This window comes from Streptomyces sp. NPDC057638, from assembly GCF_042800315.1.
GTDB lineage: Bacteria > Actinomycetota > Actinomycetes > Streptomycetales > Streptomycetaceae > Streptomyces.
Map to the genome: position 1 here is coordinate 1 of NZ_JBHVHF010000126.1, position 21,541 is coordinate 21,541.

The window sequence follows — 21,541 nt, forward strand, 5'->3', positions numbered from 1 at the left end:
GTTCCACGGAACCGCGCCGCATCGGTCACCCCCGTACCGTGCGCCACCGCGGAACCGTGGTGGCCCGGCACGGGGTGGCGAGCACCTGAGGGCCGCCCCTGAGGGCCGCGGCCCCCAGGGCACGCGTGGCGTCCGGGAGCCGCACAGGGGCTCTCGGCCCGCGCTCACCCGGCCCGAAGCAGCTGAGCGGGTCATGTCCTCCGCCCCGCGAGCGGGCCCGGGGACGGTCAACGCGTCACCAAGGTGACGGGTCGACGAACACGGCACCCAGGTAGCGCGCGGAGCCGCCGGGAGGCCCGGCGCGGTCCTCCCGGACACGCCCCGGCGGCACCGGCCGCACGCCCCGGCGGCCTATGCCGTACGGCCCGGTGGCACCGGCCCGGCGCGCCGCCCCGAGCGGTGCGACAACCGCGTGTGCGTTCGGATGAGGCCGTCGGAGAGCCGGGCAATCCGGATAGGCTGGGCGGATGACGCGATCCGAGCAGCCAACCGAGCGGCCGGCGGTCGTGGGCACCGTCTCAGGCACCGCCCCCGGCTCCGACGACTCCGACGCCCTCGCCGCCGACTCCCGCAAGCGAGCGCTGCGCGCCCTGCTGCGCGTCCCGTCGCTCAGAAGGCTCTGGAGTGCCCACGCCTTCGGAGCGGTCGGTGACGCGGTCGGTGTGCTCGTGCTGCTGGTGCTCACGCTTCAGGCGGCGGTCGTGGACGGGACATTCGGCTCGGGGTACCGGAACGCGGCGTTCGCCGTGGCCGCCGTCCTGGGTGCGCGGATGCTGGCGACGGTGCTCTTCGGCGCCGTACTCCTCGGCCCGCTGACAGCGCTCACCGCCGCGAAGGGGCCGCTCGACCGCCGCTGGACGATGATCGGCGCGGATGGGCTGCGGCTCGGACTGCTCGCCGTGGCGCCGCTGTGGATCGACTGGGCGCCCGCCCAGGCCACCCTGATCCTGCTGGCCACCGTCTTCGTCGGCGGCGCCGCCGAACGGCTGTGGACCGTCGTACGGGAGGGCGCCGCGCCCGCGCTGCTGCCCGCGCCGCCGCCGGAGGGCGCGTCCGTGCGGCCCCTGCCCGACCATCTCGGCGTGCTGCGCCTGCTGTGGCTGCGGACCGGTTTCGTGGCCATCCCCGTGGGCGCCGCGGCGCTGCTGGTCGCGGCGGTGGTCAGCAGGCTGCTCGGACTGGGTGTCGACTGGTTCGCGAGCCACCCCGTCGCCCTGGCGTCGTTCCTGGCCGCCGGGCTCTTCGCCGCCTCCGTGGCGGTGCTGTACCCGGTCGTCCTGCCCGACTCCGCGACGCCGCGCCCGCGTTCCCCGCTCGAAGGACTGCGTCGCCCCACCCGTGGCGACGGGCCCGACCAGGGCCGCACCGGGGCCGTTCCGTACCTGGTCCTGGCGTGCGGCGCGGTCGCGGGCGCCATCGCGGCCGCGGTCGCGCTCTCCCTGCTGCACGCCATCGACCTGGGCGGCGGGGTCCCCGCGTACGCGCTCCTGGTGCTGATGCTGACCGGGGGCACCGTCCTCGGGATCCGCGGCGCCCAGCGGGTGCTGCCGACCCTGTCGCGGCGGCGGCTGCTCTCCCTGGCGCTCGCCGTCACCGGGATCGCGCTGCTCGCGGTGGGGCTGGTGCCCGACACGGCGACCGTACTGTTGCTCGCGCTGTTCGCCGGATTCGCGGCGGGCGTGGCGGCCAACATCGGCCACGCCCTCGTCGACCAGGAGACCGAGGAGCCCCGGCGGGCCCGGATGAGCGCCCATCTCCGCGCGGTCGTACGCGTCGCCATAGGGGTGGGCGCGCTCGTCGCACCGCTGCTCTCCGCCGCTGTTGGTCCGCACCAGGTCCGCGGGGACTATGTGCTCGGCGGTGCCGCGTTCACGCTGATGCTGGTCGGTGCCCTGCTGCTGCCGGTCGCCGCGCTGGTCCTGGCGCGGACGGACGACCGTTCCGGCGTACCGCTGCGGCGCGACCTCGGTGACGCGCTGCGCGGGGGCGCCGACCCGGCGCAGGCCCCCGCTCCGCACGGGTTCTTCATCGCCCTGGAGGGCGGTGACGGCGCCGGGAAGTCCACCCAGGCCGAGGCGCTCGCCGACTGGATCCGCGCCAAGGGCCACGAGGTGGTCGTCACCCGCGAGCCGGGCGCGACACCCGTTGGCAAGCGACTGCGCTCGATCCTGCTGGACGTCGCCTCCGCCGGGCTCTCCAACCGCGCCGAGGCGCTGCTGTACGCGGCGGACCGGGCCGAACACATCGGATCCGTCGTCCTGCCCGCCCTGGAGCGCGGCGCCGTCGTCATCTCCGACCGCTATATCGACTCCTCGGTCGCCTACCAGGGCGCCGGGCGCGATCTGTCCCCGACCGAGATCGCCCGGATCTCCCGGTGGGCCACGGACGGTCTGGTCCCCCATCTGACCGTGCTGCTGGACGTCTCCCCGGAGACGGCCCGCGAGCGCTTCACCGAGGCACCCGACCGGCTGGAGTCGGAGCCCGCCGAGTTCCACCAGAGGGTGCGCTCGGGCTTCCTGACGCTGGCCGCCGCCGACCCCGCGCGCTACCTGGTGGTGGACGCCGGTCAGGAACCGGAGGCCGTCACCACGGTCGTGCGTCACCGTCTGGACCAGCTCCTCCCGCTCTCCGAGGCCGAGATCAAGGCGCAGGAGGAGGCGCGCCGCAAGGCCGAGGAGGAAGCGCGCCGCAAGGCGGAGGAAGAGGCGCGCCGCAAGGCCGAGGAGGAGCGCCTGGAGCGCGAGCGCGAGGAGATGCTCGCCAAGCTGCGCGCCGAGGAGGAGGCGCGGCGCAAGGCCGAGGAGGAGGCCGCGCGTCAGCGTGAGGCCGAACGGCTCGCCGAGGAGGCCCGTCAGCGCGCCGAGGAGGCCCGCAGGCTCGCCGAGGAGGAGCGCCGCAAGCGCGAGGCCGAGGCGAAGGCGCGCCGCGAGGAGCAGGAGCGCCTGCGCAAGCTCGCGGAGGAGCAGGCCCGGCTGCGGGCCGAGGCCGAGGAGCGCCGCCTGGAGAAGCAGCGCAAGGCGGAGGAGGCCCTGGTGAGGGCCGAGGAGGCGCGCGCGAGGAAGGCCGCTGAGGAGAAGGCGGCGGCGAAGGCGCGGGCCGCGGCGGAGGCTGAGGCGCGGGCCGCGGCGGAGGCCAAGGCGGCCGCCGAGCGGAAGATGGCGGAGGCGGAAGAGGCGGCGAGGGCGGCTGAGGCGGAGAAGGCCGCGAAGGCCGCGAAGGCGGCCGAGGCGCGGCGTCGGGCCGCCGAGGCCGAGGCGCGGCGCGAGGCCGAGGAGTCCGCCAACGAGATCACCGTGCCGACTCCTGTGATCCGTCCCGACGGCCGCCCCGCGGGCGACCCGGATCCGCTGCCGGACAACGAGACCACGATCCCCACCCCGGTGGTGCGGCCCGAGGACCTCGCCTCCGCGAACGAGACCACCGTTCCCACGCCCGTGGTGCGCCCCGACGACGAGACGCAGCCGGTGCCGAGGATCGAGTCCGACGCCGAGCGCACGGCGGTGCTGCCGCCGGTGGGGGGCGCGTCCTCGATGGAGGAGACGGCGGTGCTGCCGCCGGTCACCGACGGGCCGGGTTCCGCGCGCCCTCAGGACTCCCGGGGCTCCGGGCGTGGTCGGCGCTCTGAGCGCTCTGGGGGATCGTTCTCGCTGCGGAAGGGGCGTGGGGGCGCCCGGGTGGACCGGGACCCGGACGAGCGTCCGGTGGATCGGGTGCCGCCGGGCATCTTCCGGGACGCGGACACGGCCACGGGCATGGCCACGGGCGCGGGCACGGCCTCCGGTTCCGCCCGCCGGGCGGGTGCCGGCGGCGATCTGACCGGCCCCAACGACCGCACCCGTGAGCTTCCCCAGATCGACCCGGACGCCGAGCGTCCGCGGCAGCGTTCCGACTGGGCCCAGGAGACCCCGCTCGACGACCCCCTCTCCCTGGCGGACGAACTCTTCGGCCCGCACGAGGACGAGGAGGCCGACCGTGACGGCCACGGCGGTGGCCGGGGCCGCCGCCGCTGAAGCGGCCCGGCACCGTTCTCCGGCGCCGGTACGGAGGGGCCCTCGCCGCCAGGGAAGGGCCGGCCACGAGGAACCGCCGCCCGTGGGGTGGCCCGGCTCCGTACCGCGCCCGTTCCGGCTCCGTGACCGCCGCACCGGCCGGGACGGCGGTGGGTCGGCCCGGTGCCCCCGTCCGGGCAGGTAAGGACGGGCCCGCCGGACGCGGGCGGCGTTGTCGTACCCCTGCCCCACAATGGAGGTCGCGGGCGGAAAGCGCCCCACGGGGGTGGCCGGGCCGCCGCGGCGGCCCGGGCGCGGGCCGGACCCGGCGGAGCCGGTGCGGACGACGGAGGAAGGGCAGGTGGCGGTGGATGACCGTGTGGGATGACCTCGTCGGTCAGGAGCGGGTGGGAGCGCAGCTCGGCGCCGCCGCCCGGGACGCCGACGCGCTGGTCACCGCCGAGGCCGGTGGCACACCGCCGCCCGAGGCGTCCAAGATGACCCACGCGTGGCTGTTCACCGGGCCCCCGGGCTCCGGCCGGGCCGTGGCCGCCCGGTCCTTCGCCGCCGCGCTCCAGTGCGTGAGCCCCGACCGCGCGCTCAGCGGGGCGCCCGGCTGCGGGTTCTGCGACGGCTGCCATACCGCTCTCATCGGGACCCACGCCGATGTGGAGGTCGTCCGCACCGACGTGCTCTCCATCGGCGTCAAGGACACCCGCGAACTGGTCCGCCGCGCCCAGCTCTCCCCGGCGGGCGGCCGCTGGCAGGTGATCCTCCTGGAGGACGCCGACCGGCTGACGGAGGGCGCGGGCAATGTGCTGCTGAAGGCGGTGGAGGAACCGGCGCCGCGTACGGTGTGGCTGCTCTGCGCGCCGTCGCTGGAGGACGTGCTGCCGACGATCCGCTCCCGGTGCCGCCATCTGACCCTGCGTACGCCGTCGGTGTCCGCCGTGACCGATGTGCTGATCCGGCGTGACGGCATCGAGCCCGAGGCGGCAGCGGCGGCGGCGCGGTCCACCCAGGGCCACATCGGCCGGGCGCGCCGTCTCGCCACCGACGAGGGGGCCCGCGCGCGCCGGGCCACGGTGCTCAAGCTGCCCCTGCGGGTCGATGACATCGGAGGCGCGCTCAAGGCCGCCCAGGAGTTGATCGACGCCGCCGCCGAGGACGCCAAGCAGGTCGCGGAGGAGATCGACACCAAGGAGACGGAGGACCTGAAGGCGGCGCTCGGCGCGGCACAGGGGGGCCGGATGCCCCGGGGCACCGCCGGGGCGATGAAGGAACTGGAGGACCGGCAGAAGCGCCGCAGGACGCGTACGCAGCGGGACAGCCTCGATCTCGCGCTGAGCGATCTGACCGGCTTCTACCGGGATGTGCTCGCCCTCCAGCTCGGTTCGGGGCTCGCCATCGCCCATGAGGACGTCCGGGACGCGCTGGACCGGATCGCCCGGAACTCGACACCAGAGCACACGCTGCGCCGCATCGAGGCGATCGTCGGCTGCCGGGAGGCCCTGGAGGCGAACGTGGCTCCCTTGCTCGCGGTCGAGGCGATGACGATGACACTCCGTTCGCCCTGACCTCCACGTCCCCTGGGGGGCATATCGTCACATCATCCTTATATCGCCCCACTTCGGGATGGATAGCAGCAATTCCGGATCATCCTCTACGCTCCGGGGATGAATCCCAGGCGCATGTTCCGTAACTCCGTTCTCGCGGTGGCCGCGGCCGGACTGCTGGCCTCCGGGTGTACGGGGGAGGGGTCGTCCCCCCAGGCGTCGGCGTCCACCTCGGGAGGCACGGCGGCGGACTCCCGTCAGCGGGCCGCCCTGCGGACGTACTACGCGCAGCGGCTGGCCTGGCGCGCCTGCGGAGCCCCCGGCTTCCAGTGCGCCTCGCTGAAGGTGCCCCTGGAGTACGGGAACCCCGGTGGCGCCTCCATCGCCCTGGCCGTCGCCCGCACCAAGGCCACCGGGCCGGGTCAACGGATCGGTTCGCTCCTCGTCAATCCGGGTGGTCCCGGCGGTTCGGCGGTCGGCTACCTCCAGTCGTACGCGGGCATCGGCTACCCGGCTCAGGTCCGCGCCCGCTACGACATCGTGGCCGTCGACCCGCGCGGCGTGGCGCGCAGCGCGCCCGTCCAGTGTCTGAGCGGCAAGGAGATGGACCGCTACACCCAGGTCGACCAGACCCCGGACAGCGCCACCGAGACCACCCGGCTGGCCACCGCCTACCAGGGCTTCGCCGAGGGCTGCGCCAAGCGCTCCGCGAAGGTGCTGCCCCATGTCTCCACCGTGGCGGCGGCCCGGGACATGGACATCCTCCGCGCCGTCCTGGGCGACCGGACACTGACGTACGTCGGCGCCTCGTACGGCACCTTCCTCGGCGCCACCTACGCGGAGCTGTTCCCCGCCCGGTCGGGGCGGCTGGTCCTCGACGGCGCCCTGGACCCCTCGCTCTCCGCCCAGCAGGTGAACCGCGACCAGACGGCGGGCTTCGAGACCGCCTTCCGGTCCTTCGCGGCGGACTGTGTCACCCAGTCCGACTGCCCGCTCGGCACCGGTTCGGTGACGGCCGCGTCGGCGCGGCTGAAGGAGTTCTTCACCACCCTGGACGCCCGCCCGGTGCCCACCGGCGAGAGCCGCCCGCTCGGTGAGGCGCTGGCGACCACCGGCGTGCTGACGGCGATGTACGACGAGGGCGCGTGGCCGCAACTGCGCGAGGCCCTGACCAGCGCCATGGACGGTGACGGCGCGCCCCTGCTCTCCCTGGCCGACAGCTACTACGAGCGGGAGAGCGACGGCTCGTACTCGAATCTGATGTTCGCCAACGCGGCGGTCAACTGTCTGGATCTGCCCCCTTCGTTCAGCGGCCCGGAGGCGGTACGGGCCGCGCTGCCCGCGTTCGAGAAGGCATCCCCGGTCTTCGGGCGGGGCTTCGCGTGGGCGGCGCTCAACTGCGCCTACTGGCGCACCCCGGCGACCGGGACCCCGCACCGGATCGAGGCGAAGGGGGCGGCGCCGATCCTGGTGGTGGGGACGGTACGGGACCCGGCGACACCGTACGCCTGGGCGCGGGGGCTGGCCGGCCAGCTGGCGTCGGCGACGCTGCTGACGTACGACGGCGACGGTCACACGGCGTACGGGCGGGGCAGCGACTGCGTCGACACGGCCATCAACGGCTATCTGCTGGAGGGCGCGGTGCCACCCCGGGGCAAGCGGTGCTCCTGACCGCGGGCGGCGCCCCGCGCCGCGCTTGAACGCCCTGTGCCGCTTGAGTGCCCGCGCGCTTGAGTGCCCTGTCCCTCAGTGACCCGCCGAGGTGACCTTGAAACCGTGCGGAACCAGCCACACCACCAGCACCGTGACGGTGGCGACGATCGCGACCGAGACATAGGCCGTGGTCGTCAGCGCGCTGTCGAAGGCGGCGCGGGCGGCGTCGAGCACCCCCTCGCCCTGGGTGAGGGAGAGCTCGTAGGCCCCGCCGATGGACTCCCGGGCCACCGCGGGCTGACCGGCCATATGGCTCGCGTACACCGCGCCGTGCACCGACCCGAGCAGGGCGACCCCGAGACCGACCCCCAGTTCGTAGTTGGTCTCGGAGACCGCCCCGGCCTGCCCGGCGCGCTCGGCGGGCACGGACGACACCAGGACCGACGAGGAGGTGGTCATCGCCAGCCCGTCACCGAGCCCGAGGGTGATGAGGACGGCGGCGATATGGCCGTACTCCGTCGGCTCGGGCGACAGCGCCAGCACCAGGAACCCGGCGACCACCCCGCCCAGCCCCAGCGCCATGAGGGCCCGCACCCCGATCCGCTCCATCAGCCACGGGGTGAGCAGCGACCCCACCAGCATCGCGAGTGCGGCGGGCAGGGTGCGCAGCCCGGCCTCGGAGGGCGAGTACCCATGGACGTACTGGAGCCAGAGCGAGATCAGGAAGAGCGCCGCGCCGATCGCGAGCATCGCCATCAGGATGGCGAGCGCGGCGGCGGTGAACGCCCGGTTCCGGAAGAGCCGCACATCGAGCAGCGGATCCGCCAGCCCGAGCTGCCGCCGGGCGAACAGGGCCAGCGCGAGGATCCCGCAGAGGAAGACGGCGTAGTCCCACCCGGTGGGGCTGCCCTTGGCGAGATGCTTGATCCCCCAGGCCAGCGACACGACACCGACGACCGAGAGCAGTGCTCCGACGAGATCGGGCGGCCCGTGCCCGGCGTCCTTGAACTCCGGCAGCAGCCAGAGCCCGGCCAGTACGGTCGCCACGACGACCGGCAGGTTCACCCAGAAGGCCGCGGACCATCCGTACTCCTCCACCAGCACCCCGCCGACCAGCGGCCCGATGGCGGCCCCGGCCCCGGCCACCGCGGCCCAGATCCCGATGGCGAGGGTGCGCTCCCGGGCGTCGGCGAAGATGTTCCGGATCAGCGAGAGCGTGGACGGCATGATCATCGCCCCACCGATCCCGAGCAGCACCCGCCCGCCGATCAGCTGCCAGGTGGTCCCGGAGGTCGCGGCGACGACGGAGGCGAAGCCGAAGACCACGATCCCGCAGAGGAAGAGCAGCTTCCGTCCGTAGCGGTCGCTGATCGCCCCCGTGGTGACCAGCAGACCACCCAGGACGAGCCCGTAGATGTCGATGATCCAGAGCTGTTCGAGGGCGTTGGGCTCAAGATCGTCGATGAGGGAGGGCAGCGCCACATTGAGGATGGTGGCGTCCATGGCCACCAGCAGCAGACTCGCGCACAGCACGGCGAGCATGGCCCACCGCCCGGGATCCGCCTCCTCCACACCCGCCCCACCAGGACGTTCGCGCCCGACGGGACCGCTGGAGGGATCGGCAGGGGCCACGGGCGATCTCGTCCCTTCGACGCCAGACATATCTGGGCACCTGTGGGCCCTTTTGGGTAAGTATGTGATCGCGGGTCATCGAGCGCGCAACCGGGCGGAACGACGAGACCCGCTGGTGGGGTGGGTGCCGGGGCGCTCGCGCGGGCACGCGCGACTGGTGCGGGGCACCCGGATCGACCCTGTAGACTTAGCGCCGCCGCTGGTCGGAGTACGTTCCCGCGAGGGTCACCCTGTCCGTGGCATGCCGCCTTAGCTCAGTTGGCCAGAGCAACGCACTCGTAATGCGTAGGTCTCGGGTTCGAATCCCGAAGGCGGCTCAGCTGGAACCCCAGGTCAGATCTTTCTGGCCTGGGGTTTTTGTCATTCAGGGGCCGGACGGCGCCGTGGAACCGGCCCAGGGGGAACGGGCCGGTCGTGTGCTTGCGGGGGATGAGGCGCGGCGGCCCAGCGGGCCACGGCGGTGGGTCCCGGGGACCTGAGGGTCCCCGGGGGTGTTCCGCCGGGTGGATCAGCGCACGTCGACGGAGTCACCGCCCGCGTTGGCCGGCGCCGTGGTGCTCGTCCCGGCGAAGCTGAAGCGGTAGGTGCCGTCCCGGGACGCCTTCACCTTCGTCCTCAGCTTGCCCTCGCTGTCCGTCTTCACGGTCTTGACCGTGGAGTACGTGCTCGAACCGCTTCTGCGGAACTGGAGGGCGACCGGCTGACCGGAGTAGCCCGTGTAGCTGCCGAGGGTCCAGTTGGCGCGGCGCAGGGTGCCGCTGACCGTGAGGGTGGAGCCCGATGCGACCGGCTCGGGGGAGGCGTTCGTGCTCAGCGTCGCCGTCCGCTTGATGCTGAACGACGCGGTGTTCTCCTTCTCCACCGAGCTGAGGTCAGTGCCGTACGCGGTGACCCAGACCCTCCAGGTACCCGCGTCCTCGTTGGACAGAATCCCCGGGTCGACCGTGAAGGTCTGCTTGCAGACGGGCTTGCTGCCCGAGCCGCACATCGCGTACGTCGTGTCGCCGACGAGGATGTTCGTCAGGGTTTCGTAGCTCTTGCCGCGCCAGAGTGACGCCAGGGCGAACCTGATGCCCGAGGAGTCGCCGGCGGTGAAGGTGACCGTGATCTTCCTCTTGGTGGTGGTGCCGACGGAGACCGGCTTCCCCTCGTTGACCACCACGTTCGAGACCGTGGTGTCGCTCAGCTGAGCGCGCGGCGCGTCCTTCGCCAGTGCGGTGGGTGCGGTGAGCGCGCTGATGCCGAGGGCCGCGCTGATCACGGCGACAGTGGCACGAGTGTGCATGTACTTCCCGTTCCGGAAAGGGCGAGGGCGTGTCGTGCGTCCCCGATGCCCATGAGTCTGTTGAGCCAGATGACTCTCCGAGTCCAGACATGGGAGGCAGGGGAATGGTTGTACGAAGATGGGGGCTTTCTTCCTTGCCTCGGCCTCCTCCGTGGTGGCGCGATGGTCCCGTGCCGGGTCGGCCCGTGCCGGGTGACCCGTCGACCGGCGTGGGGTCCGCCGGTGCCCTGGCGCGCTGCCCTGCCCAGGCCTGGCCAGGTCACTTGGCATCGGCGTAGCACTGGACCGTCGCCACCGTGAACGGGAAGCGCACCGGTGTATCGCCGAACGTGATGCGTCCGGCGAGGGCACCGGCCTCCCGGATCGCCGCCACCACGGCCTCGGTCTCCTCTTCCGGGCAGTGCACGATCACCTCGTCGTGCTGGAAGAAGACCAGTTCGGCGCGGAGGGGCGTGGTCGCCCGCCGCAGCGCGGCCAGTAGCAGGAGTGCCCACTCCGCCGCACTGCCCTGCACCACGAAGTTGCGGGCGAAGCGGCCGCGCGCCCGCGTGTTCGTCGAGGCGTAGCCCGGGGTGAACGCGTCCTCCGGGGGCCCGGGGGCGGTGCCCGGCTCCGGCTCCTGGGGGAGGCCCGCCTCGCCCGCCTCGTCACTCCCCTCCGTACCGGCCGCGCGCGGACTGGTCCGGCCCAGCCAGGTGCGGACCAGGAGCCCCTCCTCGCCCGCGCGTGCCGCGTCGTCGACATACGCGACCGCCCTGGGGAACTTGCGCCGCAGCGCGGCCAGGTTCTTCAGTCCGTCGCCCGAGGTCTGTCCGTAGACCGCTCCGAGCAGTGCCAGTTTGGCGTGCTCCCGGTCGCCGGAGAAGGCGCGGTCCGACAGCGCCGAGTACAGGTCGCCGTCATGGCCCGCGACCTCCATCAGCCCGGGGTCACGGGAGATCGCGGCCAGTACCCGGGGCTCCATCTGGTCCACGTCGGCGACGACCAGCCGCCAGCCCTCGTCGGCGACGACGGCGCGCCGGATCACCTTGGGTATCTGCAACGCCCCGCCGCCGTTGGTCGTCCAGCGGCCGGTGACCGTGCCCCCGGGGACGTACTCGGGCCGGAACCGGCCGTCGCGCACCCAGTCCTGGAGCCAGCTCCAGCCGTGCGCCACCCAGATCCGGTAGAGCCGCTTGTACTCAAGCAGCGGCTTCACGGCGGGGTGATCCACCTCCTCCAGCTCCCAGCGGCGGGTGGAGCGGACTCTCAGACCCGCCTCCCGGAACGCCTTCACCACGTCGGCGGGCAGCTCCGGCCGCACCCGTCGCCCGAAGGCCGTCGACACCTCCTCCGCCAGCTCCGCCAGCCGCCGGGGCTCGCCGCCTCCCGCGTAGCGCTCGCCCAGCAGGTCCTGGAGCACCTGGCGGTGGACGTCCGCCCGCCAGGGCAGCCCGGCGCGGTGCATCTCGGCCGCGACCAGGGTCCCGGCCGACTCGGCCGCCGTCAGCAGTCGCATCCGCCCGGGGTGGGCGGTGCCCTCATGACGGCGCGTCTGATCCTCGTAGACCTCCAGGAGGGACTCCAGGGGGAGCGGCGCGGGGCCCGGTTCGAAGAGGGAGGACTGGGATCCGGGCTCGGCGGCGCGCTGGGGTGGATCGGGTGGCACGGGACGGTGGTGCAGCCGGGCCAGCGCGGCCTCGGCGGAGCGTGGTTCGCCCAGCCGGCCCTCGTGGCCGAGGAGCAACTGCTCGGCGCACTCGATGTCGTAGCACCGCTCGACCCGGACCCCGGCCGCCAGCAGCCGGGGGTAGACCGACGCGGTGGACCGCCACACCCACCGCTCGGTCCCGGGCCGGGAGCGGACCGCCTCGACCAGGTCCGGCTCCTCCCGTACGGGACCGATGGGCAGGCCGTCGGGACCGAGGGGGACGAGCCTCGCCCCGTCACCCCCGGTCGCCGTCAGCGCCCATCGTTCGCCCATGTGTCCGAGTCTGGCACCCGGGTCTGACAACGCCCCCCACGCCATGCCCGCCCTCTCCCCACCAGCGGTTCCACGGCACTCACCGGACGGGGGATGGGCGGACGAGGGAGCGGGGACCCCCGTACGCCCGCACCACCCGTGCCCCGCTACCCCAGCTCCCGCACCACCCGTGCCGGGTTCCCCACCGCCAGCACTCCGGCCGGGAGGTCCTTGGTCACCACCGTGCCCGCGCCCACCACCGTGTTCTCCCCGATCGTCACACCGGGACAGACGATCACCCCGCCCCCCAGCCAGACGTTGTCCCCGATCGTGATCGGCTCTGCCCGCTCCCACCCCTCGCGCCGCCGCTCCGCGTCCATCTCGTGGTGGGGGGTCAGCAGCTGCACGTTCGGTCCGATCTGGACGTCGGAGCCGATGGTGATGGGCGCCGCGTCCAGGAAGACGGCGTTGAAGTTGACGAAGACCCAGTCCCCCAGGGAGATGTTGGTGCCGTAGTCGCAGTGGAACGGCGGCCGGATGTTGACGCCCTGCCCGAGCGACCCGACCAGCTCGGAGAGGATCGCCCTCCGTTCCTCCCGGGAGGCGGCTCCCGGGGTGTTGTAGGCGGCGCAGAGCCGCTGCCGCCGTTCGTTATCCGCCGTCAGATCCGGGTCCCTGGGCAGGTACCACTCGCCCGCCAGCATCCGGTCCTTCTGCTCGCCCATGCGCTGCCTTTCGGTCGTCGCCAGCTCGTCTTCCCCAACTACCCCACCCGTCCCCAGGGTTCCCGGCGGCCATCCGGGCGGCAGCGGTCGACGGGAAGGCGCAGGCCGTCCTCGCGACGATGGTCGGCCGCATCTCCCGCCAGTGGTGGTCCGTACGATCTCGCGGTCGTCCGTACGCCTGGGCGGTCGTCGCCCGGACGCCGATGACTCTCCGCCGCCCGTACGGGCTCCGTGGTGACCGCGGCCACGAGGGGAGTCGGCGCGGACCCTGGGACCCGCCCCGCACGGCGGACCGACTCCGGACGGTTCGGTTGGTTCAGCCCGTTCAGCCCGTTCGGTCGGTTCAGTCGGTTTGTCCACACCCTGTGGATGAACCGGCCCGCCCCGGCTCATCCGCCTCCGTCACCCTCCCCTTCCTCTCCCCTCCCCTCCATCCAAAACCGCCCAAATACCGCTAATCTCCCAGTTATGACCTGGCTCCGGGCGCTCCTGCACACCGCCCGCGCGGGCCTCACGCTCGAACGGCAGCGCCTCGAACCCCTGGTCGCCCTCCGGGGCGCGGCCGGACTCGCGATCGTCGTCGGCATCGCGCTCGCGCTCTTCGGGCCCGTGTTCGCCGTCAGCTCCGCCTTCGGCGCCTACCAGGCGGCCATCGCCTCCTTTCAGCGCAGCTGGCGCCCCCGGCCGGTGCTGGCGCTGGCTTCCGGCGGCAGTCTGGCCGTCTCCACCTTCCTCGGGTATCTCACCGCGGCCCGGCCGCCCCTGCTGCTCGCCCTGCTCGCGCTCTGGACGTTCGCCGCGGGGCTCGCGTGGGCGCTCGGGCCGACCGTGGGGATCATCGCCGCCTCCAACGTCGGCATCATGCTGGTGACCATCACCCTCCCCACCTCGGTGGCCACGGCCGCCGGACACGCGGCGGTGATCCTCGTCGGCGGGCTGGTCCAGGCCGCGCTCATCGTGGTGTTCCCGGTCCGCCGCTGGGGGGCGCAACGGGACGCGCTCGCCGACGCGCTCGCCGCCGAGGCCGACTACGCCCGCAGGCTGCGGCAGAACCCCACCGCCTCCTTCGACCCCGAACCGCTGATGGTCGCCCGCAGCGCCGCCGTGGTCTCCCCGCGCCAGGCCCGGCGGCGGCCCGCCGAACTGCATGGCGCGCGCGGGGTGGCCGAACGTATCCGCCCGGTCCTCGCCTCCCTCGCCGATCCCGCCGTCGGTGTCCCCGCCGAGGGTCCCGAGCGTGACGTCTGCCGCGCGATCCTCGACGCGGCCGCGGTGGTGCTGGACCGTGCCGCGCACGCGATCCGCCGGGGCACGCCGGTGCGCGTACCGGAGCACGCCATGGCGACGCTGAAGTCGCCCGAGACCGTGACGGTCCTCAGCGGCCCCGCCCGCCGCGCCGCCATCCGGCTGGTGGCCCTGCTGGACGACGTGGTGGAGGAGGCCGAGGGCGAGGGCACCGGGGAGGGATCGCACCGTGACCGGCCGCCGCTGCGCCGACTGCTGCCGGGTGCCGTGCGCACCGTACGCGCCGAACTGCGCCGGGGCTCGCCCGTCCTGCGGCACGCCATCCGGGTGGCCGCCGTCGTCTGCGCGGGCTATCTGGTGGGCACCGCGCTTCCCTTGGGTCACGGGTACTGGGCGCCGCTCACCTCGGTGATGGTGATGCGGCCCGACTTCTCCCAGACGTACGCCCGTTCCGTCGCCCGCCTCGGCGGCACGGTGGTCGGGGTGGGGGTCGCCTCCGCCGTGGAGACCACCCATCCGGGCGCGTACCTCTCCGGCGCCCTCGCCGTCCTGTGCGCCTTCGGGCAGTACCTCCTCACCCGTACCGGCTATGTCGCCGCCACCGTCTTCCTCAGCGCGTACGTCGTCTTCCTGCTCGGCATGGGGGGCGAGGACACCGGCCAGACCGTACGCGAACGCATTCTGCTGACCCTGCTCGGCGGGCTGATCGCCATGGTGGCGTACGCGATCTACCCGGCCTGGGAGACGCCCCGGCTGCGCTCCCGGCTCGCCGACTGGCTGGTCGCGGACGGACGGTACGCCGCCGCCGTCGTCGACCACTACGCGGATCCGCTGGCCGACCCCTCCCGCCAGGCCATCCGCGGCGCGCTCCTGGCGGCGCGCGACGCGCGGATCGCCTGGCAGGAGGCGCATGAGCGGTCCCTCCATGAGCCGGTGCGCCATCGCGGGCTCACCCGTTCCGCCGCCGATGGGGCCGAGCACGCCCTCTCTCAGATGGGCCGCAGCGCGATGCTCCTGGAGGCGCATCTGCCCGTCCACGGCATCAACCCGGTTCCCGAGGCGGCCGTTCTCGCCGACGCGCTGCGCCAGGACACCGAACGCGCGGCCAGGGCGGTGCGCGAGCGTAAACCGCTGCAATGGGAGCGCGTATGCGGGGCGCTCGACGTCTGGGAGGGCGATCACCCGGTGCTGACCAGCGGCACCACCCTGCTGCGCGAGGCCCTGGACGAACTCGCCGACGCCCTGGCCCCCGCCCGGCGCACCCGCTGAACCGGTACGCGCGGGCCCTTCGCCGCGCGTTGCCAGGGCGCGGGCCGGAAGGAAGGGGGCGTGGGCCCCGGGGCGTGTGCTCCCATCAGGGCGGACATCTCCCCTGACGATCCTTGTTAATGGAAACCATTTCCATACACTGGCCGACATGACGCCCGGATTCCCCGCCGCCCCGCCCCCGGAGCCGCTGCGCATCACCATCGTCGCCGGGCTGCACACCGAGGCCCGAGCCGCCACGGTCGAGCGGCTCCTCGCCACCGTGCCCGGAAGTGTCGCGCTCCACCACGACCTGTCGGCCGCCGTCCGGGGCGGTACGGCCGTCCGTACCGTGCGCGACGCGCTGGGCGTCCGGGACTGGGGTGAGGTCGCCCTGGCGGACGACTGCGCCTGCTGTGCCCTCCGGGACGGTCTGGTAGCGGAGTTGAGGGCGCTGGCACGGGCACGGACCGCGCGACACGCCGTGGTCGAACTGTGGGACTCCGTCGAACCCCGGGCCGTCGCCGAGACGATCGCCCGCCACGGCGGCGCGGCGCTCACGCTGACCCCCGTCGTCACCGCCGTGGATCCCACGCGCGTCCTGTCCTGCCTCGGCAATGGAGACGACCTGAAGGACGCCCGGCTCGCGGCCTCCACCCACGACCGCCGTACCGTCGCCGACACCTGGGCCCGCCAGATGGAGTACGCGGACATCCTGTCCGTACGGGAGGACCCGGCGGTGAGCGAGCGCGACCGGGAGCTTCTCGGCCAACTTCACCCCACCGCGCGCCGGGTTCCCCAGGACACGGAGGACTGGGCGCGTGTCCTGTCCGGCCACGCCGACCCCGCCGCGGCCGCCGCCGCGCAGCACCCCGCCACCGCCCGGCTCCCCTGGAACGCCGACCGCCGGGGCGTGGGCACCCTCGTCTGGCGCCGCAGGCGCCCCTTCCATCCCGGTCGCCTCTACGAGGCACTTGGCGCGCTGGCCCGCGCGGCCGTGCGCAGCCGTGGCAGGTTCTGGCTGGCGGACCGCCCCGACGCGCTGCTCTCGTGGGACGCGGCGGGCGGCACCCTCTGCCTGGAGAACGCGGGCCCCTGGCTCGCCGCGCTCCCCGAGACCGCCTGGGACGGGCTGACGCCCGAGCGCCGCGCCGCCGCCACCCTCGACTGGCGCCGGGACGTGGGCGACCGCTGCCAGGTGCTGGCCTTCACCTCCCCGGCGCTCGACCGCGCCGCCCTGGAGCGACTGCTCGACTCCTGTCTCCTCACGGAGGCGGAGTACGCGGCGGGCCGCGCCGCCTGGAAGCGCCTCCCGCGCACCTTCGACGCCTTCCTGGAGCCGAGCGACCGGTGAACGCGCCGCCAGCGGACGCGGTACCGGTGACGCGCCGCCGATGCGCGCGCCGCCCTCACGGCGCGGCGGGAAGTGCGCGGCTCCGGTGCTGAAGGTGAGGGAGAATCAGGTGCGGCGTATGACCTCGTCAGAGGTGCCCGGTGCGCGGGAACTCCCCATGCGGAGCACTGCAAGCGGAAGGTAGTCGATCGATTGTTCGGATCGGGATCCTTCGAGGGTCGCCGTGCGTCTTCCTGCATACGGTGCCCGTCCGGGTGCGCCGCTTCTCCCGCGTCCCCGCGGAGCGAGGGTGGCCCGCCGCCCTCGACCGGGGTGGCGGAGGGAGAGCGTCGGTGGGTGCCGACATGGCTGGGAATGGCGCCAGGAGTGGGCAATTGACCGACTCCTGGACGCTGTAAAGGCGTCAAAGCTGTAACCGTGGGAATACCCCTCGTGCACGTGCATCTGCCCGTGCTAACGCTCATGCATTCGCACGTGAATCACGGCTATGATCCGCACAGTTGATACATGCACCTTGTACCCCAGGAGCGACTCGTGCACCACGCGTACAACGGCATGGCGGCCACAGAGCTCCAGGGGGTCGCCTGGCAGAAGAGCAGGCACAGCAACTCGCAGGGCGCCTGTGTGGAGTTCGCCAAGTTGCCTGGCGGGAATGTGGCGATGCGTAATTCACGGCACCCGGAGGGGCCGGCGCTCGTCTATACCCCCGCCGAGATCGAGGCGATGATCCTGGGCGTCAAGGATGGCGAGTTCGACCATCTGATAGCGGGTAACTGACACCCCTCGCGCGGCGGAGCCCGACGCGGTTCCCCCTGCTCCCTGTCCGATTCCGGCGCCCCGGGTGCCGGATTCGACAGGTCCCTGATCCTGATGCGGGCGGCTGCGACTGGACCGGCGCCGCCCGTGCGGCCGGGTGTGGCCCGTGTCCGGCGGTTGGCCACCGCCGTCGTCGTGTGCCGTGTGCGGGCGGTGCGGCCGGGTGGGGTCTGTGTGCCCGTTGTGCGCGGTCTGCGGGTGCGGTGTTTGTCGCTTCCGCTGTGTTCTGTGTGCGGGGTTCGGTGGCCTCCGGGCTCACCTCCTCGGGAGCGGCGGATGAGGCGTTCCTGTTGCGTGAGGCCGGGTTGTCCCGCCCCTCCCTGCGGGGGCGACCCTGCACCCCCCGAACGTGCCCCCTGCCCCCCGGCTGCGTCGGTACCTGTCCGTGTGACCGTGACTCGTTGTCGATCTTTCGATGGGCGCCCGCCCCTGGGTTTCTCCCGTGGGAGCTCCACCACCGGATTCGCTCACGGTGGCTCTGCCGGTGAGTAGCTCCGTGTGAGGACTCGACCTACCCGAGGTCGGTTCTGAGCCAAAGGGGCGCGTCGAGTTGTCGTGGCCGTCGCGCGGAGATCGTGAGGAACGAGCGATCGAGCACGTCGGACACGAAAATCTCGACTCCAGCGCCCCGGAGGCGAACGAACCGCAAAAAAATAAGGAAAGCGGGCCCGCCCCCCGAAGCCGGGCCCGCTTCCCGGTCTTTGAGGGTCCGGTCTCCGTGTCCGTTCAGCCGAGCCGGAAGAGGGCCCACACGACCTTGCCGTGCAGGGCTCCGGCGAGGGGGTACCAGCCCCAGTTGTCGCTGAAGGAGTCGACCAGTAAGAGCCCACGGCCGGATTCGGCCGTTCCGCGTCCGGGGTCGGGGAAGGCGCGGGCGTCCTCTCCGGCGAGTGCGGCGAAGAAGCTCCCCGGGCTGCTGGGGCTGGGGTCGCGTACCGCGCATACCAGTCGCCCCGGCCAGCACATCAGGTGTAGCCGTATCGGCGGATCCTGGTAGTCCAGCGGGGGTTCGGCGGGCAGGGCGTGCCGCAGTGCGTTGGTGACCAGTTCGGAGACGACCAGGGCGATGTCGTCGAAGCGTTCGTCCAGCTCCCAGTCGGTCAGGGTCGACCGGGTGAAGCGGCGCGCGCCGCGCACGGCTTCGTGGCGGGCGGCGAGTGAGCAGGACGCGGAGCTGGAGACTCGCGCCGGATCGGTCGGAGGAGGCCCCTGCCGTAACGGCTTGAGCATGGTTGATCCATTCGTCCCCATGCGAGGCACTCCCGGGTTTCGCGGCTGTGGCGTTACAACACGAACGAGTACGCAGGTGCGGTACGAACCATGGTTCCGAATGCGTCAGGCAGATGCAAGGGCAGATGCACGTGCACGTGCCCGTCATGCCCGGGAGAAGGGTGATTACAGGTCATATCTTCCTTGCGAGTTGTCCATGGTCTTCCCAAGCGCTTCCCATTTCCGTAACTGGACGAGTACGCGCTGAAGTGTTTTGGTGGCAGAATCCCGCACTTGGAGTGCGGGGGGTGCCGCAGGCTGTGGAGGACCGGTACGGATGGACAACGAGGGCGACGAGGACGACGAGGAATGGGGAGGGTTGGAGTCGTGACCGCTGGCGAGTCGTGGGCCTCTGGACCGAGTGGCGGTTCCGTGGTGCGGCGCATCCTGTTGGGCTCACAGCTCAGGAGACTGCGTGAGTCGCGCGGCATCACCCGTGAGGCGGCTGGCTACTCGATCCGCGCATCGGAGTCAAAGATCAGCCGTATGGAGTTGGGCCGGGTGAGCTTCAAGGCGAGAGACGTCGAAGACCTGCTCACGCTCTACGGAGTCATCGACGAGGGCGAGCGCGGCGCCCTGCTCGGGCTCGCCAAGGAGGCCAACGTCGCTGGCTGGTGGCACAGTTACTCGGATGTCCTGCCCGGCTGGTTCCAGACATATGTGGGACTGGAGGCGGCGGCCTCCCATATCCGCCTCTATGAGGTCCAGTTCGTCCATGGTCTGCTCCAGACCGAGTCCTACGCCCATGCCGTCGTCGCGCGGGGCATGCAGGGCGCGCCCACCGCCGAGATCGACCGGCGTGTGGCGCTGCGGCTCGAACGGCAGAAGGTGCTGGTCTCCGAGCGCTCCCCGAAGCTCCACGCGATCCTCGATGAGGCCGCGCTCCGCCGTCCGTACGGTGACCGGGAGGTCATGCGGGCCCAGTTGCGGCATCTGATCGAGATCTCCGAGCAGCCGAACGTGACACTCCAGATCATGCCGTTCAGCTATGGCGGCCACGCGGCGGAGAGCGGCTCCTTCACCATGCTGCGGTTCCCCGAGTCGGACCTCTCCGACATCGTCTATCTGGAGCAGCTCACCAGCGCGCTCTACCTCGATAAGCGCGAGGAGGTCGCGCAGTACGAGCGGGTGATGACCCGTCTTCAGGACGAGAGTCCGGACCCCGACGAGAGCCGGAATGTTCTGCGTGGTCTACTCCAACTGAGCTGACTCTTACGTATAGTGACGTGGTATCAGGAAGTGCGTTTGCGAGGTTGCGACGGGTAAGGAATCGGTTCTTATGTCCTTGTTCACCGAGCTGGCCAACCAGTACATCGATGGCGAGTGGAGGCCCGGGACCGGTTCCTGGGACATCATCGATTTCAACCCGTACAACGGGGAGAAGCTCGCCTCGATCACCATCGCGTCGGCCAGCGAGGTGGACCAGGCGTACCGGGCGGCGGAGCGCGCGCAGGTGGCCTGGGGCGAGACCAGCCCCTATACCCGGCGCGCGGTCTTCGAGAACGCGCTGAGGATCATCGAGGAGCGGGAAGCCGAGATCACCGAGGCGATCATCGCGGAGCTCGGCGGCACCTACATCAAGGCCGGTTTCGAGCTCCATCTCGCCAAGGAGTTCCTGCGCGAGGCCATCCAGCTGTCGCTGCGGCCCGAGGGCCGGATCCTCCCCTCGCCGATCGACGGCAAGGAGAACCGCGTCTACCGGCTGCCCGTCGGGGTCGTCGGCGTGATCAGCCCGTTCAACTTCCCCTTCCTGCTGTCGATCAAGTCCGTCGCACCCTCGCTCGCGCTCGGCAACGCTGTGGTCCTCAAGCCGCACCAGAACACCCCTATCTGCGGCGGATCCCTGGTCGGCAAGGTCTTCGAGGACGCCGGGCTGCCGCCGGGCCTGCTGAATGTCGTCATCACCGATATAGCGGAGATCGGCGACGCGCTGATCGAGCACCCGGTGCCCAAGGCCATTTCGTTCACCGGCTCCGACAAGGTCGGTCAGCATGTCGCCATGGTCTGCGCCGCCAATTTCAAACGCGCCATTCTGGAACTCGGTGGGAACAGCGCGCTGATCGTCCTCGATGACGCCGACATCGACTACGCGGTCGACGCCGCCGTCTTCAGCCGCTATGTCCACCAGGGCCAGGTCTGTATGGCCGCGAACCGGGTGCTGGTCGACCGCTCGGTGGAGCGGGAGTTCACGGAGAAGTTCGTCGCCAAGGTGCGCTCGCTCAAGGTGGGCGATCCCGCCGACCCGGCCACCCATATCGGCCCGCTGATCAACGCCCGTCAGGCCGACGCGGTCACCACGCTGGTGGAGCAGACGGTGGCGGCGGGCGCCACGGCTCTGCTGCGTGGCGGGGCGGTCGGCAATCTGGTCGAGCCCTCCGTGCTCACCGGGATCGCGACCGACTCACCGGTGCTGGGCCAGGAGATCTTCGGCCCGGTGGCGCTGATCATCCCCTTCGACGGCGACGACGAGGCGGTACGGATCGCGAACGACACCCCGTACGGGCTGAGCGGAGCCGTCCACACCGCCGATATCGAGCGCGGGGTGACCCTGGCGAAGCGGGTGAACACCGGCATGATCCACATCAACGACAGCACCGTCCATGACGAGCCGATCGTGCCCTTCGGGGGCGAGAAGCACTCGGGCAGTGGCCGGCTGAACGGTGAGTCGATGATCGAGGCGTTCACCACCCAGAAGTGGATCTCGGTCCAGCACGGCCGCTCGCGGTTCCCCTTCTGAGCCACGCCCCACTCCGCGCCACGGGCGGCCCCGGCACTCCGGCAGCCCTGTCCTCGGCGGTCCGGCCCTCAGCGATGCGGCCCCCGGAGAGAG

At 72.3% G+C, this 21,541-nt stretch carries 13 protein-coding genes and 1 tRNA gene; 9 read left to right on the plus strand and 5 right to left on the minus strand.

Annotated elements, in window-relative coordinates:
* Positions 1-467 precede the first annotated feature (467 nt).
* From tmk to ACFVIM_RS18485, 3 genes are all read left to right on the plus strand, one after another.
* Positions 468-4,010: a dTMP kinase gene (tmk, locus tag ACFVIM_RS18475; protein WP_384302392.1), complete on the plus strand. Its 3,543-nt coding sequence runs from the start codon at positions 468-470 to the stop codon at positions 4,008-4,010.
* A gap of 350 nt (positions 4,011-4,360) precedes the next feature.
* Positions 4,361-5,566, plus strand: coding sequence for a DNA polymerase III subunit delta' (locus tag ACFVIM_RS18480; RefSeq protein ID WP_384302394.1), 1,206 nt, complete (start codon positions 4,361-4,363; stop codon positions 5,564-5,566).
* 99 nt (positions 5,567-5,665) lie between these two features.
* Positions 5,666-7,216, plus strand: coding sequence for an alpha/beta hydrolase (locus ACFVIM_RS18485; protein WP_384302396.1), 1,551 nt, complete (start codon positions 5,666-5,668; stop codon positions 7,214-7,216).
* Positions 7,217-7,291: 75 nt separating this feature from the next.
* Here the strand turns inward: ACFVIM_RS18485 and ACFVIM_RS18490 are convergent, their stop codons facing one another.
* Positions 7,292-8,770, minus strand: coding sequence for an MFS transporter (locus tag ACFVIM_RS18490; protein ID WP_384302398.1), 1,479 nt, complete (start codon positions 8,768-8,770; stop codon positions 7,292-7,294).
* Between the two features lie 303 nt (positions 8,771-9,073).
* Between ACFVIM_RS18490 and ACFVIM_RS18495 the strand changes: the two genes are divergently transcribed.
* Positions 9,074-9,147 (plus strand) — tRNA-Thr (locus tag ACFVIM_RS18495).
* Between the two features lie 191 nt (positions 9,148-9,338).
* Here the strand turns inward: ACFVIM_RS18495 and ACFVIM_RS18500 are convergent.
* The 3 genes from ACFVIM_RS18500 to ACFVIM_RS18510 all read right to left on the minus strand — a co-directional run bounded on the left by ACFVIM_RS18500 (position 9,339) and on the right by ACFVIM_RS18510 (position 12,782).
* Positions 9,339-10,115, minus strand: coding sequence for a calcium-binding protein (locus ACFVIM_RS18500; RefSeq protein ID WP_384302400.1), 777 nt, complete (start codon positions 10,113-10,115; stop codon positions 9,339-9,341).
* A gap of 259 nt (positions 10,116-10,374) precedes the next feature.
* The gene (locus ACFVIM_RS18505) at positions 10,375-12,078 is read right to left on the minus strand and encodes a bifunctional 3'-5' exonuclease/DNA polymerase (RefSeq protein ID WP_384302402.1); all 1,704 of its coding nucleotides are present in this window, start codon (positions 12,076-12,078) and stop codon (positions 10,375-10,377) included.
* Between the two features lie 146 nt (positions 12,079-12,224).
* Positions 12,225-12,782 carry a sugar O-acetyltransferase gene (locus ACFVIM_RS18510; RefSeq protein ID WP_384302404.1) on the minus strand — a complete coding sequence of 186 codons (558 nt, stop codon included), beginning with the start codon at positions 12,780-12,782 and terminating at the stop codon, positions 12,225-12,227.
* A 468-nt stretch (positions 12,783-13,250) separates the two neighbouring features.
* Here ACFVIM_RS18510 and ACFVIM_RS18515 point away from each other — a divergent pair, with 468 nt between their 5' ends.
* The 3 genes from ACFVIM_RS18515 (at position 13,251) to ACFVIM_RS18525 (ending at position 17,403) form a co-directional block, all read left to right on the plus strand.
* Positions 13,251-15,296: an FUSC family protein gene (locus ACFVIM_RS18515; protein WP_384302406.1), complete on the plus strand. Its 2,046-nt coding sequence runs from the start codon at positions 13,251-13,253 to the stop codon at positions 15,294-15,296.
* A 148-nt stretch (positions 15,297-15,444) separates the two neighbouring features.
* On the plus strand, positions 15,445-16,626 hold the full coding sequence (locus ACFVIM_RS18520; protein WP_384302408.1) for a CobW family GTP-binding protein: 1,182 nt from the start codon (positions 15,445-15,447) through the stop codon (positions 16,624-16,626).
* A gap of 534 nt (positions 16,627-17,160) precedes the next feature.
* On the plus strand, positions 17,161-17,403 hold the full coding sequence (locus tag ACFVIM_RS18525) for a DUF397 domain-containing protein (protein WP_384302416.1): 243 nt from the start codon (positions 17,161-17,163) through the stop codon (positions 17,401-17,403).
* 765 nt (positions 17,404-18,168) lie between these two features.
* On the opposite strand, the gene ACFVIM_RS18530 is transcribed toward ACFVIM_RS18525, so the two are convergent.
* A complete protein-coding gene (locus ACFVIM_RS18530; protein WP_384302410.1) occupies positions 18,169-18,693 on the minus strand; it encodes an ATP-binding protein in 525 nt (174 codons plus the stop codon).
* Between the two features lie 327 nt (positions 18,694-19,020).
* On the opposite strand from ACFVIM_RS18530, the gene ACFVIM_RS18535 reads away from it, so the two are divergent.
* Together ACFVIM_RS18535 and ACFVIM_RS18540 are read left to right on the plus strand one after the other, a co-directional pair.
* The gene (locus ACFVIM_RS18535; protein WP_384302412.1) at positions 19,021-19,920 is read left to right on the plus strand and encodes a helix-turn-helix domain-containing protein; all 900 of its coding nucleotides are present in this window, start codon (positions 19,021-19,023) and stop codon (positions 19,918-19,920) included.
* 70 nt (positions 19,921-19,990) lie between these two features.
* On the plus strand, positions 19,991-21,448 hold the full coding sequence (locus tag ACFVIM_RS18540; RefSeq protein ID WP_384302414.1) for an aldehyde dehydrogenase family protein: 1,458 nt from the start codon (positions 19,991-19,993) through the stop codon (positions 21,446-21,448).
* Positions 21,449-21,541 lie beyond the last annotated feature (93 nt).